Here is an 18557-nt window from a genome sequence, read left to right as displayed (position 1 = left end):
AAAGAGCCTACTGTTTGTAGGCTCTTTCTTACGTCTTACTTTTTACGACGTACTACAAAAACACACGCACTTACCGACGATACTATCGCAAAAATAGATAAGACAATTGCTATCAATTGCATATTACTAGTACCTTCATTCTTTTCTACACTAGAAACTTCACCATGTTCTCCTGTTAATGACGTACCTTTTGCAATTGTAGTAAGTGAATGCGGTTTTTCAGCTTTTTCATCGCCTGTCCATTCAACAATTTCTTCATCTTTATATTGTTGATATGCGTCCCAAGCTATTTTTTGCTCTTTATCCGGATTTTTAGCGACGAAAGTAAATCGCTGGAACTGACCGGGTAAAATCCCTTCTCCTGTTGCTTCCCATACTACAGTTTTAACTTTTCCAGCTGTATCTTTTTGCTCCTCAACTTTCCATCCTGGCACTGGTTCATACTGCTGGAACTCTACTCCAGACGGTATTTTCAGTGTAACTTTTGTTGTTGCTACATTTTTTTCAACTGGTACTTTTATCGTATATGTCTCCCAAGAACCAACGTCAGAAGTTGCTGGTTTTACAGTGACGTGCGCACTAACAGGTAACGAAAACATTCCCATTGCAATAATTGTTGCGATCATTGTTGTTCCTAATTTTTTTATACGTTTCATTTTCTATTAGCTCCTTTTCATACATAGCTTCTTTTTATCTGCCACCGACAATAAATTTAAAATCTGTATCGAGACTATCAAGAGATTTTGTTAATCCACGAACATGTATATTCCAGTTTCCTGTCATATTAATATACATACCTTCTGTTTCATATTCTCCTGGTGAAACTACTGAAACTTTAAATGAACCTTTCCCCATGTTCATATCTAATGATTGAGTCGTCAATATCATTTGTTCCATATCAGTAACAGGCTGTCCCTTTTCGTCCTTTAGTGTAATATGGAATTTATTTTGTCCTACCTTATTCGGACTTACATTTAGCGTAAGTTCATATCCATTATCTAATTGCTTACTCTCTGTAAATGGTCCAGTAGGAGGCATCGGTGGTGTTTGTACGTTTGTCATAAAAGCTACGATTACGAAAATGATAATTCCAATGACAAACTCTACTTTCACCGTAGCTCCTAATCCTTGCTGCGCTCTTATTCTCCCTTTCACATAATGAATAATTCCCAATATCCCCATGAAAATAAATAATAGTATCTTTGCTAATAAAGCCAATCCATACTTCGTATCAAATAACGAGTGGATTGTTGGAATAAAAAATGTACTATTAAAAAGGCCTGTTATTAAAATCACAATGACAGCACCTGTTGCCCACGGTGAAAAACGCTTAATCATATCCCAATACATATGCCACTTATTATCCTCTTTACATAAAAGAAAAATAATAGATGATAAACCACCAACCCATAATGAAGCTGCTAATAAATGTAGAAAATCCATAACGACAGCAATGTCTTTAAACTTTAAACCGTATGCGTGACTATTAAAGGCCTTCATAACAAGTAGCCCTATAAACAATAGTATTGGAATACTCCATACTTTAAACGACGAAAACTTCTCATGCTTCACCGCAAAATACGTAACAATTATAAGCGTACTAATGAGAACCATTTGAGTAATCCATACATAACCAAAAACAGAAAGCTGTAATGTTTCTTTTAATAGTAAAGGATTGAATGCTTCTAGCCATGAAACATCAGCATTTATTTTCGCTTGCAGTGGTAGATTGAATAACAAGCTAATCAATATCCCAAATAAAGAGATCCATATTATGTTCTTACTCCTTGATCGAACCGAGGTTGCATTCCCTTTATACATAATAAGATTAAAGAAGAGAACTCCTAAAAATAGCGAGAAACTCGTATATAGAATCCCACGTTCCATAATCATATCGATTTGCGGGACATACCCCATCTCTTCCACTTGTACATCGTCTGTTCCCGCTTCCGCTAATCCAATACGGAATGGAATAACCCCTTGAATTGGATGCCCATCAGCTGAAATAGCTTTCCACTGAATAGAGTAGAGACCATTTTTGAGATTTTCTTTTAATCCGGCTTCTAATAGTTTTTTATTTTTTTTATCAATATGAGCATCTTTTAAATCGACTCTTTTACCTGATGTATCTCTCACATACAATGTATTAAAACGTGAAACTTGTATGTCCTCATCGAATTCAATTTTCACAACAGATGGTGCTCTCTTCAACGTTTCATTTTCCGTAGGGTTTGATTTCACAACATACGCATGAGCAGATGCACTTTTCGGTATCAATATGATAAGCACACACGCAAGTAATAACCATGTCCCTAATCTTCTCATTACTTTCACGCTCATTTCACTTCTTTCTTCCTCATCGCTCTATTTTCATTACTTTAACTTCCGAAGTTTGATTCTCCGGCGAAATATTAACCTGATTAAATATAAACTTCTAGAAAGTATAACTCTTTATTTCTCTTCCACCTTTAAACTTCTAATATGATAGTAACTATCACGATAGATACAACTTACAATTTTAAAGTAGATTGTTATTATATCATAAAATATATTAATGTAAGTTCTTGAAGAAGAAAAGTTATCGTGAATCATTTGTGAAGAAAATGTGAAATACATAAATAAAAAGGTGTTACGTAATAACGTAACACCTTTTTAAAAATACCCTTCTTCTATTTCTCTTCCGGATAATCACAATACTCGATAATCGTTCCTTCTGTATCCGCTGGGTTAAGATAAATTAACCTTCTACCGTGCTTATTAATGCGCAGTGTATGCTCTAACGTTCGAATTCCTTGTTCTTTCAATTCCTCTAAAGCTACATCTAAATCATCTACTCGATACGCAACATGATGTACACCTTTACCTTTTTGTTTTATAAATCGGGCAATTGGTGAAGTGGTGTTATTTGTCGGCGCAAGTAATTCAATTCTATCTCCATCCACTTCAAGAATGGCTACTTCGCTTTCTACACCTGGTGCCTCACTTACGTAACGATCTATTAATTCTCCTGATAGAACCTGTTCATAAAAACGTATGGTACTATCTATATCACGAACTGCGATTCCGATATGATCAATTGTTTTTTTCATTTTATTTCCCCTACTACTTTATTTTTTCTCATTATTAATAGTAACAAAAAAAGCTATAGAAACAAGTCTATAACTTTTTTTATTTAACCTATTTTCTTATCCGCTCTAGTTGCTGGTTGAACTTGGTTTTTCACTTTTAAAATGCTAATGCCATATCCGATAAATCCACCGATAATCGCTGGGAAGATCCAGCCTAATCCTACTTCCTGCATGGGAAGGAATTTAGTGAACACTTGGCTTACTACTTCAATGTTAACTCCAGCTGCACTTAATCCATCAAATAAGCTGATGATAAATGTTACGATTAAGCTTACTTGATAAACTTCAGCTCTTCCTTTAAATAATGAATGGAAGAATGTTAAGAAAATCAATACGATTGCTAGTGGATAAATTGCTGTTAATACTGGAACAGAAACTGCGATCAATTGTGTTAATCCTACGTTTGCAACAATTGCACTAAATACACATAGCGTAATTGCAATTGCTTTGTAAGGAACATTTGGGAATAACTTATGGAAGAATGAAGAACATGCTGATACAAGTCCCACACTAGTTGTTAAACAAGCTACTGTAATCATTAATCCTAATAATACTCCGCCATATGATCCGAAATAGTAGTTAGAAACTTTCGCTAATACTTCTCCGCCGTTCTCTAAATGTCCAAGCTTTGCAACACTTGAAGCACCCATATAAGAAAGTGCTGTATAGATAATTGCTAAAATAGATGCTGCAATAATTGTCGCTTTTGCACAAACGACCATAATTTGTGTTTTCGTTTTCGCACCTTTTTCTTTAATAGCATTGATAATGATAATCCCGAATACAAATGATGCTAGCGTATCCATCGTTAAGTATCCTTCTTGGAATCCTTTAAAGAATGCATGTGATGTATAAGCTTCCACTGGTGCTTGCATATCTCCAATCGGATGTATAAAAGCAACGATTACTAAAATACCGATGAAAGTCAACTTAATTGGCGTTAAGATTTTTCCAACAATATCGACAATTTTCGCGGGATTTAGCGAAAAAAAACAAGTGATACTAAAGAATATAATTGTGAAAAGAATTAAAGGTGTAGAACCTACTCCTTCTGGCATAAACGGCTTAAGACCAATTTCATAAGAAACATTTCCTGTTCTTGGTATTGCAAATAACGGACCAATCGCTAAGTATAAAACTGTTGTAAACACAATCCCAAACACTGGGTGAGCACGACTAGCTAACGACTGCAAATCATCTTTACCTGAAAAACCAAATGCTAGTACACCTAGTAATGGTAATCCAACACCAGTTACTAAAAATCCAGCGTTAGCAATCCATACATTCTCTCCAGCTGATTGACCAAGCATCGCTGGAAAAATTAAATTTCCCGCTCCAAAAAATAGTGCAAATAACATTAATCCAATAACTACTATGAACGAAAACGGTACTTTATTCGCCATAATATAACCCCCATTCAAGTTTCCTTATCTCATTTTCCAATTTTAACTAATTGAATTTTCTGAATATTTAATTTAAGTATCAACTATTCTTGAATTCATTATAGTTTGCTATATAATATTTTGCAATACTATTTTCGAACTTTTCTTTTATTTTATAAATATACATTTTTTAACATGAAAAATAGACTAAAAAACCAACATGGTCATCCATGTTGGTTTTTCCATTTACTATCATGAATTAAAATTTTGCTGCTACTTTTTTAACGTTTTCTAGACCTTCTTCAACAATTTGTTGTGAACGATCTGGATATTGATTGTGTCCTTCAATTACAACTGTCTCTGGATTTGTAATTCCCCAGAATCCAAGTACAGTTGTTACGTAATTAACTGCCATTTCCATAGGAGCCATTTGTTCTGAAGAGTAATCTGAACCACGAGCACCTAACACAACTACTTTCTTACCACCAACTAAACCTTCTGGGCCATTTGCTGTATATTTAAACGTTTTTCCAGCTTGAGATAAGTATGAAATATATGTGATTAATGGTGCTGGTACTGTAAAGTTCCATAATGGGAATGCAAATACAACCTTATCAGCTTCTAAAAACTGATTTAAATATTGATCTACTGTAGCAACTGCCTTCTCCTCTTCAGCTGTTAACTCCATACCTTGGCTACGTTTATATCCACCTGAAATCGCGATATTTCCGTAATAAGGAAGATCTAATGCAAATAAATCTAATTCCGTAATTTCTGTATTTGGATTTGCTTCTTTATAAGTACTTACAAATGTTTCATACATTTTTGAACTAACTGCTTGCTCCGCTGGACGATCGTTTGCTTTTACAAATAATACTTTTGACATTTTTTTATTCCCCTCTACATTCTTATTTTCTTCTTTTTTACCAAATAATGAGCTAAATAGTCCCATTTTCTTCACCTAATCTTTCTTTTCATATTCATTATTCATCATCATAAAAATTCTTATTCTAAGAAAAAGTTCCAATAGATACCTTAAGTTACGCCGTTGCAACTTTTTGTTATTTAATTACCTTATGTAAGTGATTGTAATATAGTCACTTACTTTAGTCAAGTAACTTTTAATAAAAAAATAAAATCTCGACTTAAAAATATTAAGCGAGATACAATTGAACACCAAATACATCTTTATTACTTGTATAATAAACTTAGAGAGGAAAATTCATATATAGAAAGGATTTATTCATGAGCACTATAGAAAAGATTCAAACTTTTATTATTCTTTTTGCTGTTACATGCGGCATCGTACTCGGACAATTTAATATGATACATACGTATTCAGACAAATTTATTGTCCCCTTCTTATTTTTCATGCTATATGGATTATTCCTCAGCATCCCATTAAAAGAAATAAAAAAAGGATTTCGCAATTTAAAATTTGCTGGAACAAGTCTTACTATTAACTTCTTATGGACACCTTTACTCGCTTGGGGGTTAGGGGCACTATTTCTTTCCGATCATCCAGCACTTTGGGTTGGATTTATAATGTTAATGGTTACTCCATGTACAGATTGGTACTTAATCTTTACTGAAATAGCGAAAGGTAATGTAGCACTTTCTACTGCAATTTTACCTGTAAATTTAATTTTGCAAGTTCTACTCCTTCCCATTTATTTATTTTTATTTGCTGGTGTCATGAAAACTGTAGCGGTTTCTGTTTTAGTAGAAAGTATTGTTATCGTAATCGTCTTACCATTTATACTTGCACACGCTACAAAATTCATTATGAATAAAATAAAAAAAGCTGAAACTCTCGAGAATAAACTCATTCCGTTTTTTAGCTCTGCTCAAATTGTATTTTTAAGTTTAGCAATAGTAGCGATGTTTGCATCACAAGGTAAATATTTACTACAAAATATGAATGTTGTTTTATTATTACTCGTTCCTGTTCTATTGTTCTTCATCATTAATTTTTTACTAGGACAATTTATCGGGCGCATGATGCATTTATCTTACAAAGATACAGTAAGTCTAAGCTTAACAACGTTAGCAAGAAACTCACCTGTTGCACTCGCTATCGCTGTGACCGCTTTTCCAGATGAGCCTCTTATCGCACTTGCACTCGTTATTGGACCATTGATTGAGTTACCAGTATTAGCTTGTGTGTCACAAGTTTTGTTGCTTATTAAGAAAAAACGGCAATACGCATAATAAAAAACGTCCCATTTTGGGACGTTTTTTATTATGGAAAGATTACATACAACACTTATTTCTTATTTATCATTACAAATGAAATTACCGAAACTACAAACATAATACTACCAATTATAAATCGATGGGCTCTAAAAATTTTATATGTTATAGAGAATTAACCTTTCGTTACATTAACAGATCCTTTCTAATTAAAAATGATAGGAAACGTAAATATAACGAAAGCTGCCCAAAGTCCGTAGATTGGCAAATACTTCGTAATGGCATCTTGGATAGCTGTCGGTCCTGATTTGTTTTGCAAGAAACGCATATAGGAAAACATAATCCAAATTAGATTTGCCCAGATCAGTATGTTTACACCTAAAACAGCTAGTCTATTAGGTGTAATCCCGTAAGAAGAAAGTCTGAATACTATGGCTGACAATGCGACAGTGTCAATAATAAGCGCCAGAACAATTAAGGAAAAATTTATATAATCTGAAATGTTCTTTTTCTCGTCCGAGTCACTCTCAACGATAGAAAATATAGTAACAGCCAATACACCAAGCAGTATTCCGTTGAATGCCATTAGGAAATTACGATCCAAGAACGGGTTTTTCCCGACCAAAATTATCGTTATAAGATAAATAAACAATGTGACTAGGACAAGCGGACTAAAGATTTTAGATATGTATGGTGTAATATTTTTAGCAAGCTTAAGATTCATTGATACTAAGTATGCAGCCACAATAGCGAGAGCCGCTGCTCCAAATAAAACAACATTACTAAAATAGAATTCTCCTATATCTAAGTCAACAAAGCTAAATAAACGCATGGTGAATATTGCTAGTATCATTCCGCTCACTGCCATGCTCCCGTAGAGAAGACAATATTCTAAATTAAATTTAATATAGGCTAATCTTGTACCGCCTTTTGAATATTCATTTCCTGTAAACGCAAGCCCTACTAAGACCCATAAAAATATAGGAAGATGTAAATAAGCAAGTATGGTACTGTCTTTATAATTTATTGGCAACGTATTAAGATACACCCCGGAAACTAGGAATAACGCTATAAGGGAATAAATAATACTTTTTTTCGGCTTATTATTGTAAACAAAATAACCAGCAATAAAGGGAATTACACCAAAAGCCAAGTTTATTGGAGCAATTGCTTCCTGCTCAACAAAGTGGAAAATGATCCTGGTGCTTATGCCGGCCAGAATAGCTAAAAGGCCCATGAATAAGAAACCTTTTTGAAACAAAGATGTTTTTTCTTTATTTACTTTCTCCTTGAAATGCAACCTTTCATACCAAGCAGCTAGAACCTGGGAATCAGGGTTTTGGTCCCATGCTTGTGAGAATGCTTTTTTAAAAGCTTTCGGATCTTTTCTATACATCTTCTCCAACTCATGGGGGTTATCCATATGTTTAACAATCAAATTGTTAATGTTCATAGTTATACCTCCTCTAATTTTAAAAATAAGGTTGTTACCTTTTAACAAAAGCACCTCACTCATTTATTATGATTTTAATATAAAATTTATCGTTTTACAATAAAATTTTATTATTTAAAGCATTTTTTTTATCGTTAAATTTCATTTCAAAGAAAAACAAAAGAGCATGACAATTTTATGTCATGCTCTTTTAACAAATTAATTCTCAAATACAAAATTAATCTTATTATCTTTCCACTCTAATTTCGCATCAAACGTTTTCTCGCCCTTTTTAAAGCCTTTAATTAAATCGGTCTTTTCACCTTTTAAGAGCTTTGTCATATTCTTTTGCGAAATTGTTTTACTTAATATCTTCTTTGAAATGGTGAAATCACATTGCGTTGTATTATAGTTAGAACAACCGTAAAACGTTGACTTATCAATTACATCGCCATCACATTTTTTACAGCTACCAACCTTTTTACCCGTTGTAAATTTCGATCCTTTTCGTTCAATCGATTCAACATGTAGTCCAGTGAAATCCCACTTCTCAGACATTTCCACTGCATCTTCAATAATTTTAGCTGATAGCTTTTTCGTTTGTTCCATAAAAGTTGCTGGTGATGCTGTACCTTCACCAATTTCCGCAAGACGTTGTTCCCATTTCGCAGTCATTTCCGGTGAAGCTAGTATTTTGTCACCAATTGCGGTAATTAATACTTTTCCTTTATCAGTCGCATACACTTGGTTTTTCTTTACATCTATATATTTACGGTCTTTCAACATCGTAATAATACCCGCGCGAGTCGCTTCCGTACCTAAACCTTCTGTTTTCTTCAATACCTTCTCTAGCTCTTCATTCTCTAAATACTTACCAGCTGTTTTCATTAACGTAATAAGTTGTCCTTCTGTATAACGCTTCGGTGGCTGTGTTTTTCCTTCTTTCACTTTCACCTTTACAACTTTTCCTTCTTCACCTTCAGCTACAATTGGAAGAATGGTTTCGTCATCTTTATCGTCTTGGAAAATAACTTTACGCCAACCTTCTTGAATTTGCTGTTTTCCTTTTGAAATGAATTCAGCGCGTTCATCTACAAGCGTAATGATTGTTGTATAGTCAAAGATTGCAACTTCATAATGAGCTGCAATGAGCCTTCTTACAATCATATCGTAAATTTTCTTTTCATCACCGGATAGTCTGCTTGGGTTTGTAACTTGCTCTGTCGGAATAATTGCGTAGTGATCTGTTACTTTCTTTTCATTCACATAACGCTTATTGTTCATAATGGATTCAATTGGTGCCGGTAATAAGCCTTTATATTCATCAAATTGACTTAACTTCTGTAAAATATCAGGGAACGTCGCTGCTTCTCCTTGTGTAACATAGTTAGAATCTGAACGTGGATAAGAAACAATCCCTTTTTGATAGAGTGCTTGCGTTATATCAAGCGTCTTTTTCGGTGAAAACTTAAAGGCTTTATTTGCCGTTGCTTGCAGTGATGATAAGTTGAATAAAAGCGGCGGCTGAAACTCTTTACGCTCCGTTTTCATTTCCTTCACAACAGCCGGTTTCCCTTGGCAAAATGCCGCAATTTTATTCGCCATATCAGGGTCTTTTAAGCGGGATTCATTATCCTTCTCCCATTTCCCGTCATATTTTTTTCCTTCTATATTAAAGGTTGCAAACACTTCCCAGAAAGGCTCTGACTTAAAGTTTTCAATTTCTTTCTCACGCTTTACAATCAATGCTAACGTTGGTGTTTGGACACGACCAGCAGAAAATACATCATTCATTCCTTTTTTCTTTAGCAAAATACTAAACACACGTGATGCATTCATACCAACAACCCAGTCAGCACAAGATCTTGTGTATGCTTCGTAATACGTATTAATTGTATCTGATTCATCAAGTAAATTTTTAAACCCTTGATAAATAGCTTGCTTCGTTAAAGACGAAATCCATAGACGCTTCATAGGCTTTTGCACATTACAAAGATTAATAATATTTCGTACGATTAGTTCCCCTTCACGCCCAGCATCGCCTGCGTGAATAATTTCTGTTACCTGTGGATTATGTAACAGCTGTTTCACAACGTTAAATTGCTTATACTTTGACTTTGTTACTTCAAATTGAAAACGCTCTGGAATCATCGGTAATGTATTAAGTGACCATTTTTTCCACTCTGCGTGATAATGCTCTGGATTACATAACTGCGTCAAATGACCAATTGCCCATGTACAGTACGCTCCATTTGGAAATAACTCATTTGCTTCTACTTCTAAATATCCATCTTTCCGGCGATATTTAAACTGTGAAACAAGAGCCAACCCTTGATCTGGTTTCTCGGCAATAATTAATTTCATTTTATAACTCCCTATCTGTATTCCAGTGTTACTTTCATTGTCTATATGTTTAGAAGCGATGATAAAACAACAATCTTATTTATCATTCGCGGTTTGTCTCGCAAATGTGAGACCTATAATATTATACGCTTATTCTTTATGGCTTCACAATAGAAACTCATAATATAACAATTTCTTTCACATGCTTACAATTAAAAAAGACGCCCTAAAAAATCAAGCGTTCCTTTGCTTACATCTATGAAATTGTGCAGATAATATGCAGATATAAATTATCATAAGTACACATATGATGAAATGAACGATAGGACAAGGAGGTATCATAATGTTTGCTTATACGTTAACTACCTTAACACTTTGCTGTACCTCAATTCTTATTGCATCCAATATTTCTAAACGTAAGGGTACCCTAATGGAGTATATGGTATTTATTATGTCTTTTAGTATGAGTATCGGTTTAAGTATTGGTTTTTATTTAGGCATTCTCTTTAAGGGGGAATTACTATATTCTACTTTACTTGCTATTTTAATTAGTGGTTTTATCGGTTTTTTAGTGGGTCTACGTTTTCACCTATATACTGCTTTAGAAGGAATGTTCTCTGGATTAATGGCAAGTATGATGGGAGCAATGATTACAGAAATGTTAAACGCTCAACAAGCTCATAGTATATTGTTCATTAGCCTTTTACTTACTATAACGATTACTATGTCCTGTGTGATTCAATTGTTATCGGAGAACTTTTCTACTTTTATCCAACAGCGTTTTTTGTTATTACTTTCAATTAGTGTAGTAATTATCGTTGCCGTATTCGCGACATTCCCAGATCATACTCCTGCACCTTCACCTGGGCATAATCAACATATACATTAGTACTTGCAACAAAAATGAATAAGCAGCTATCCATAGGATAACTGCTTCCTATTATTCTGGCTTATTAGGAATGTTTTGGTTTGGAACATAGTCAGATTTATAATCTGTATAGTTCACTTCCGTTACCATCCCTGCTGAAGCATGATGTAGGTCGTGACAGTGGAACATCCACTCACCGGGATTGTCTGCTACAAAGGCTACTTCATATTCTTCTCCTGGTTTTAAGTTCAATGTATCTTTTACAATTGGAGAACCTTCTATCGGTTTTCCATCTTTACTCAACACCTGGAAGAAGTGACCATGTAAATGCATTGGGTGATCATCCATTTTAGAACGATTTACCAATTTCACTTTTACTAAATCACCCTTTTTTACTTGAATTGGGTCAATATCCGGAAATACCTTTCCGTTAATTGTATATATCATTTCATTTTCATTCATTTGCGTATTTAAGTCCATATTATATGTAGCAGTATACTCTTGATTTAACGTGAAACTTCCTAATTTTTTAGTACCATATTTCATTATATCTACTTTCGGTAATTTTTCTTTTTCGTCTGCTTTATCTTTCATCTCTTTACTGCCATCATATTCAATAACAGCTTTCATTCCTTTTGCACCTTTATTTTTCGAATGGTCTTCAACATACCATTTCCCAGTTTTATTAGCAGTAAATTCAATATCATAACGTTCACCCGGTGCGATTGAAATTACTTTATCCTTTATAACTTTTGGATCGTTTATTGGTTGACCATCTGTCGCAATTACTTTTATATCATGACCGTGAACATGTATATCATGTGATAGATAACCAGCATTAACAAGTCGAAGACGAACTTTATCTCCCTTATTCACTTTCAATGGCACTACTAAATCACCGCTTTTTCCATTGATTGTGAATAAATCATACATACTCATATCATGACCTTCCATCTTCATATTTCCATGGTCCATTCCTACCATATTGCCAGAGTCTTTTTGATCACTGCCCATGTCCATACCAGAATGATCCATGCCGTTCTTATCATCATTCTTTTTCGTATTTTCATCACCTTTAGATTTATTACCTATTTGCCCTTTTGTCATTTCTTTTAACTGCTTTTTAATTTCTTCTTTATCTGTAACCCATTCATCCAACATTAATGTGTAATCTTTATCATATTTTTCCTTTGTATCTTCTACAATGAGCGCTCCATACAAACCTCTATCTAATTGATTTACAGAATCTTGATGCGAGTGATACCAGTACGTTCCTGGTACGTTCGCTTCAAATTCGTAAGTGAAACTTTTTCCTGGTTCAACTGCATCTTGTGTCACGCCTGGAATTCCATCCATGTTATTTGGGACAGGATATCCATGCCAATGAATAGATACTGGTGCAGATAATTCATTTTTTAATGTCACTTTCACCTTTTCACCTTTTTTCACCCGAATTTCTGGACCAGGAGATGAGCCATTAAATGTCCAGACTGGAACAATAACACCGTTACTTAATTTTTGCTTTTCTTCTTTCGCTATTAAAGTAACTTCTGGTCCTTTTTCAACCTTCAATGGTGTTGTAGCTGTTTCAGTCTGTAGTGTTTTTTTATCATTCATATTTTTATGATCATTTGTTGTATTTGTAGCCAAAGAACATGCAGCAATTAAAAATATTACAGAGACTGTAACGGCTGCCAATACAAATCGCTTCATGGACAATCCCTCCTTTTTCTTTTTCAAAATCATTATAGAAGTTGATTTTCAAGAAAATAAGGAGATGTAATTAGATCTTACGTAAGCTAATTGGAAAATTACTAAAAGTAGAGACATTATAAGAGACGAATATTTTAGTAATACAAAATGCTTTCCTTGTAGCGACTACATTAGCCGTTCTCGTATTTGTTTTGACGTTATTTCTTAAGAAACAATAACACTGCTATTATTAAATAAGAAAAATGTAGCTAAAATGCTCTTCACAAAAGAACTTAGATTTTTGTATAATAAGAACTAATGTTCCTCACAGACAATGGACTCAAATTACACAAATATATCAAATAGAAGAGGATTGATATACGATGAAAATTGATAGACCAAAAATTTCACCAGAGTTATCTTCAAAGAATTTTCAAGATATTTTTTATGAAGAAGATCCAACATTGGAAGTGTGTGAAATTATAGACTCCACTTTCGAAAATGAATCTGTAGATAGAGTGCGGTTATATGATGCGGTGATAAAAAACTGTAAGTTTACTAATACAGACTTTAGCAATATTGATATTACAGATGTTTGTTTTGAAAACTGTGATTTATCAAATGTTAATTTAAGCAATTCTTCTGTTCACAGAGTCGAATTTAAAAACAGTAAATTAATCGGAGTAAATTTCACAGAATCTAGCTTAGGAAATGTTAAATTTGAGAATTCAATTTTGAATTTAGCGGCATTTGGAAATTCTAAACTAGAAAAAATCATCTTCAATGAAACTTCATTAAATAATGCAGATTTTTTTGACTGTAAACTTAAAAAAGTTGAATTCCAATTATGTAGTCTTGATGAAGCTAATTTTGATCAGACATCACTGAAGGGGATAGATATTAGTTCTTCTACCTTTGATACACTTACAGTTTCAGTGAGCGATTTAAGAGGATGTAAAGTATCGACATATCAAGCTGTTCAGTTTGCTACTTTATTAGGATTAATAATTAAAGATTAGTATTTCGAAGAAAAGAACCCTATCCCGAATCATGGATTTTTTAATTGTCCACGATTCGAGATAAAGTTCAAATAAATTAGTGATGACTCTTTTATTATTTAACTACAGCTTGGTTTCCTTTTACATGTTCATTATTTACACTCATAAATTCTTCAATTTCTTCAACTTCCCTAATGATATCTTTTGACAAGTTTTCATACCCGTCTTTCGTTACAAGAATGTCATCTTCAATACGAATTCCAATTGATTCTCCTTCAATATAAAGACCAGGTTCAATTGTTATAACCATACCTTCTTCTAACACTCTATCTTTATATGTTCCTACATCATGTGTATCTAAACCAAGGAAATGGCTGACACCATGATAATAGTATTTTGATAACTCTTCATCTTCTTGAATTAAACCAATTGCTTTACACTCTTCTGCCAGTACCTTTTTTGTATGCTCATTTAATGCAGCGAACTTTAATCCTGGCTTAATAATCTCTGTTGTTTCTTTTAATGCTTTTAATACAATATTATAAATTTGTTTTTGGCGACTAGAGAATGTTCCATTTGCCGGGAATGTATAACTAATATCAGCGTTATAGTAGTCTTTTTGAGCACCTAAATCTAGTAATACTAAGTCACCATTTTGAATTTGTGCATCATTATCTTCATAATGAAGAACTGTAGCATTTTTCCCACTCGCCAAAATTGTATTGAACGCATGGTACTTAATGCCAGATGACTTCAGTGTAAAATCAAATTGTGCTTCTAATTCATACTCCATCATGCCTGCTTTTGCATGCTTAAGTACGTTGTAAATACCGTCTTTCGTTATAGCAATCGCTTCTTTAATAATTTCAATTTCTTCCTCTGTTTTAAATACTCGTAATTCACAAATGTTCGGATATACATTACCAATTGTTACGTGTGGGTATTTTTCTCTTACATGTTTAGCAAATGCTAATGTTTTTGTCTCCGTACCATTCCAATCACGACGTTCTATATCTAAATATAGATGCTTCGCATTTTCTGTAAAAAGTATATTTGACATTGTCTTTTCAAAGCTATCTAAATATATAACTTTCTTTATACCTGAAATTTTCTCTGCTTCTTCGTTAGAAACTGTTTTACCGACCCATTTTTCCATTACTGGATCTGCCTTTTCAATGAAAAGTGTTTCTTCAACACTATTTCCAACCTTTTTCAGCATAAAAATAACATTTGGTTCATCGATTCCCGTTAAGTAGTAAAAATTACGATTCGGTACAAATTTATAATGTGCATCAGCTGACATATGCGGTGCTTGTCCCGCAAATAAAATCGTAATAGATCCCTCTGGTAATGTGTTTGCTAATCGTTCTCTATTTTGAGCAAAAAATGTTGATTTCATGATAATCCCCCTAGCGTTCTATGTATGATTAAAAAACTAATGATCTAATCAATTCATTTTATTATTGTTACAATTTTTCGTCAATTAATAGTACTCATAGAAAAAGGAAAATCCCCCCCTTACTAGTGCCCATCTAATCTACATTATGCATACCACTCCACAATTTCTTGACATTTATTCCATATACTTAAAATCTCATATATAGGAAAGGAGCCACAACTTTGAAACATTATGTAGCAACAGGGTTAGCAATTACTTCCTTATTCATAATTACTGGATGTTCTAGCAACACCGAAACAGCACCCGTGAAGAAAGAAACGGTGCAATCTGAGTCAAAAAATATAGAAACAGCAAATACGAGTCCGCAAGACTTCTATAAAGAAATTACATCTGGAAAAATCGAGCACATTCACGGAATTGGCTATGCAGGAAATATATCTGGGGTTTCTATCGCCACTCATAGCGGGATAAAAGTTTATCAAGATGGAAAATGGCTTGAAACTAAGACTGGATTACATGATTATATGGGGTTTCAGGCAACGAAGAACGGGTTCTTTGCCAGCGGTCATCCTGAACCAGGAGCAGATTTAAAAAATCCTTTAGGATTAATGAAAAGTTCTGATGGCGGTAATACACTTGAAAAGCTAGCGTTTTACGGAGAATCTGATTTTCATAACCTTGCTGTCGGATATAATACAGAAGCAATTTATTTATACAATGAGCGTCCAAATTCTAAATTACAACAAGGTTTTTATTTCAGTACGAACAACGGACAAGATTGGGAAAATAGTAAGTTAAAAGGTCTTTCAAGTACGATTCATTCCTTTTCCGTACATCCGAATCAATCTAGTGTAGTCGTGGTAAGTGCTAAAGACGGTGTATATTTATCTACGGATTATGGAAATAAGTTTGAACTATTCTCCAAATCACTTGAATCGACCGCAGTTACATTAAGTAATGAAGATGTTATTTACGCCCCTATCAATAAGCAAATCGTAACGAAGAAATCAATTGCAACAAATGAAGAAACAAACATACAAATTCCACTTTTAGATTCTAAAGATGCAATTATGTATATTTCACAAAACCCTCAAAATTCAGCTGAAATCGCATTTGCTACAATGAAAGCAAATGTGTTCCTTTCTACCGATGAGGGTAAAACGTGGAAACAGATTACTAAAGAGGGAACATTACAATTAAATTAGAAAGGTGAATATGACGTGTTTTCAACAATTAGTGCATGGAGCTATCAACTCATGTCTTCTTTAATAGATGTCGCGAATGCTACGAAATCTGTACCTCTTTTATTTGCGTTTTTATTAGGCATTGTAGGTACACTTGCTCCTTGCCAATTAACAGGAAACATTAGCGCTATTACACTTTATAGCAACCAATCTTTACAAAAAGGACATGTATGGAAACATATACTTTTATTCATTTTAGGAAAAATAATGGCTTTTACGACGCTTGGACTATTAGTATGGTTTTTAGGAAAAGAGATTCAGCAAATATTAACTTTGTATTTCCCATGGTTACGCAAACTGATCGGACCTTTATTAATAATAATAGGTCTAATATTATCAGATATTATAAGAGGAAGAAATTTCTTCTCTACCCTTTTCCCTATTAAATTTATTCGAAAACAAAATGAAGTCAGCTCATTTTTACTTGTTTTTTTCTTTTCTTTAGCTTTCTGTCCGACTATGTTTGTGCTATTTTTCGGAACGTTACTCCCTTTATCTTTACCCTATAATTACGGGTACTTGTTTCCTACATTCTTTTCGATAGGAACTGCTCTGCCTATCGTCGTATTAATGTCCATCATCTCCTATCTAGGATTAAATGGGGCACTACTTAAAAAGAGCCGAAAAATAGGAAAAAACATTCAACGTATAGCCGGTGTTCTCCTTATTTTAATCGGACTTTATGATACTGCTCTATATTGGTAATACATACAAAAAGGTAAGTTCAATTCATTTGAACTTACCTTTTTTAAAAATTATATTTAACTCTTCTACATGTCCTTTTGCTTCATCTCCCACTTTTTATACAGTAGTACTGCACCAAATAAAAATACTCCCGCAACAAATGAAGCTACTGGTAACATTTTTATCATTTCATCAGGAAATACGAGTGGCAATAATGGAAATGCATACGCTGCTGGAATACGTACTCCAACGATTTTTAATAAAATAACCATTAATATCATATTTAATAACGTGACTACAATCCATGAATCAATTGCAAAATACAATAAAGTTCCAACAGTTGCCGATGCAGTTAATACTAATATTTGTTTAAAAGCCATTTTTTCATTATACATCGGCTTTTGAAGTGATTCATACACAACAACTAATATTGGTGGAATAACTGCTAATTGTTCATAACCAGTTATCCAGCATAAACTGATCCATACGAAATTTAGTATTAGAAATACAGTCATATATTTATACTGTATTTGCACTTTTCGCTCAATACCGTTGTTCAATTTAAATATAAGAACACCTATCATTAAAATAAATGTTAAAGCAAATACCGCGATAACAAATGACCATTCCGTCGCATTTGTTACTAACGGTAATAAACCTGTCGCAATGGATGGTGCTAAATTGGATTGAATAACACATAAAAACAACATCATTAATATAAGTGTTAAGCTAACTTTTCCTATATAGGAAATATCCATTTGATTCACTGCAAAACCAATAACAGCTGTTATTGACGGTGCAATAAAGATTTTTTCTGGTTGTCTTAACCATCCTGGCTCACGATACGCCCATAAAGCAATTGCCATCGCTGCTATTTCTGGCAAAATGACTTCCGGATCATTTAATAACACACCAGCTGTTACCATAGCTAAAATAAATAAAATAGCAATCGTATATGAGATGATTGTTTCTTTCTTTGAAATTACTGCATTCATTATTGCATACTCCTTTTTACTTATTACTTTCATAATGTAAAACAACAACTCTTTATACCCTACCATAGTATTGTATATTAGCATCTTTTCTATTTCAAGTATTAGTATTCATTTACATCCTCTCTCATCCATACACATACAAAACAAAGCATTTTATAGACATTGACACTTATTAAAAGATAGGTTACAATAACTATAC

General features: G+C 33.5%; 15 protein-coding genes. 5 read left to right on the top strand and 10 right to left on the bottom strand.

Going from position 1 to position 18557, the window contains the following annotated elements; genetic code table 11:
* Positions 1-35 precede the first annotated feature (35 nt).
* From HFD78_RS15570 to HFD78_RS15550, 5 genes are all read right to left on the bottom strand, one after another.
* Positions 36-656, bottom strand: a complete 621-nt coding sequence (locus HFD78_RS15570; RefSeq protein ID WP_000821400.1) for a YcnI family copper-binding membrane protein — start codon at positions 654-656, stop codon at positions 36-38.
* 34 nt (positions 657-690) lie between these two features.
* Positions 691-2340: a copper resistance CopC/CopD family protein gene (locus HFD78_RS15565; protein ID WP_000114328.1), complete on the bottom strand. Its 1650-nt coding sequence runs from the start codon at positions 2338-2340 to the stop codon at positions 691-693.
* Positions 2341-2669: 329 nt separating this feature from the next.
* A complete protein-coding gene (locus HFD78_RS15560) occupies positions 2670-3089 on the bottom strand; it encodes a VOC family protein (RefSeq protein ID WP_000750855.1) in 420 nt (139 codons plus the stop codon).
* 83 nt (positions 3090-3172) lie between these two features.
* A complete protein-coding gene (brnQ, locus tag HFD78_RS15555; RefSeq protein ID WP_001284783.1) occupies positions 3173-4531 on the bottom strand; it encodes a branched-chain amino acid transport system II carrier protein in 1359 nt (452 codons plus the stop codon).
* Positions 4532-4769: 238 nt separating this feature from the next.
* Positions 4770-5462 carry an FMN-dependent NADH-azoreductase gene (locus HFD78_RS15550; protein ID WP_000522502.1) on the bottom strand — a complete coding sequence of 231 codons (693 nt, stop codon included), beginning with the start codon at positions 5460-5462 and terminating at the stop codon, positions 4770-4772.
* A gap of 293 nt (positions 5463-5755) precedes the next feature.
* Here HFD78_RS15550 and HFD78_RS15545 point away from each other — a divergent pair, with 293 nt between their 5' ends.
* Positions 5756-6721, top strand: a complete 966-nt coding sequence (locus HFD78_RS15545; RefSeq protein ID WP_000103804.1) for an arsenic resistance protein — start codon at positions 5756-5758, stop codon at positions 6719-6721.
* Positions 6722-6908: 187 nt separating this feature from the next.
* Here HFD78_RS15545 and HFD78_RS15540 read toward each other — a convergent pair whose 3' ends face one another.
* Both HFD78_RS15540 and topB read right to left on the bottom strand, forming a co-directional pair.
* Positions 6909-8156 (bottom strand): DUF4153 domain-containing protein, encoded by a 1248-nt coding sequence (locus HFD78_RS15540; RefSeq protein WP_001024713.1) that lies wholly within the window; start codon positions 8154-8156, stop codon positions 6909-6911.
* Positions 8157-8354: 198 nt separating this feature from the next.
* On the bottom strand, positions 8355-10499 hold the full coding sequence (gene topB / locus HFD78_RS15535; RefSeq protein ID WP_000766764.1) for a DNA topoisomerase III: 2145 nt from the start codon (positions 10497-10499) through the stop codon (positions 8355-8357).
* Between the two features lie 322 nt (positions 10500-10821).
* On the opposite strand from topB, the gene HFD78_RS15530 reads away from it, so the two are divergent.
* Positions 10822-11367: a hypothetical protein gene (locus HFD78_RS15530; RefSeq protein WP_000458531.1), complete on the top strand. Its 546-nt coding sequence runs from the start codon at positions 10822-10824 to the stop codon at positions 11365-11367.
* Positions 11368-11418: 51 nt separating this feature from the next.
* On the opposite strand, the gene HFD78_RS15525 is transcribed toward HFD78_RS15530, so the two are convergent.
* A complete protein-coding gene (locus HFD78_RS15525) occupies positions 11419-13059 on the bottom strand; it encodes a multicopper oxidase family protein (RefSeq protein WP_061654541.1) in 1641 nt (546 codons plus the stop codon).
* Positions 13060-13421: 362 nt separating this feature from the next.
* Here HFD78_RS15525 and HFD78_RS15520 point away from each other — a divergent pair, with 362 nt between their 5' ends.
* The gene (locus HFD78_RS15520; RefSeq protein WP_000687271.1) at positions 13422-14057 is read left to right on the top strand and encodes a pentapeptide repeat-containing protein; all 636 of its coding nucleotides are present in this window, start codon (positions 13422-13424) and stop codon (positions 14055-14057) included.
* Between the two features lie 94 nt (positions 14058-14151).
* On the opposite strand, the gene HFD78_RS15515 is transcribed toward HFD78_RS15520, so the two are convergent.
* On the bottom strand, positions 14152-15435 hold the full coding sequence (locus HFD78_RS15515) for an aminopeptidase P family protein (RefSeq protein WP_000842966.1): 1284 nt from the start codon (positions 15433-15435) through the stop codon (positions 14152-14154).
* 221 nt (positions 15436-15656) lie between these two features.
* Here HFD78_RS15515 and HFD78_RS15510 point away from each other — a divergent pair, with 221 nt between their 5' ends.
* Positions 15657-16640 (top strand): F510_1955 family glycosylhydrolase, encoded by a 984-nt coding sequence (locus HFD78_RS15510; protein WP_000683835.1) that lies wholly within the window; start codon positions 15657-15659, stop codon positions 16638-16640.
* A 15-nt stretch (positions 16641-16655) separates the two neighbouring features.
* Positions 16656-17384 (top strand): urease accessory protein UreH domain-containing protein, encoded by a 729-nt coding sequence (locus HFD78_RS15505; protein WP_000493092.1) that lies wholly within the window; start codon positions 16656-16658, stop codon positions 17382-17384.
* A gap of 65 nt (positions 17385-17449) precedes the next feature.
* Here the strand turns inward: HFD78_RS15505 and HFD78_RS15500 are convergent, their stop codons facing one another.
* Positions 17450-18358, bottom strand: coding sequence for an HPP family protein (locus tag HFD78_RS15500; RefSeq protein WP_000994720.1), 909 nt, complete (start codon positions 18356-18358; stop codon positions 17450-17452).
* Positions 18359-18557: the final 199 nt, after the last annotated feature.

It is taken from the genome of Bacillus sp. EKM501B, assembly GCF_011800505.1.
Taxonomy (GTDB): Bacteria; Bacillota; Bacilli; order Bacillales; family Bacillaceae_G; genus Bacillus_A; species Bacillus_A cereus.
Note: the sequence above shows the minus strand (reverse complement) of the source record. Positions and strands in the feature narration are given on the sequence as shown.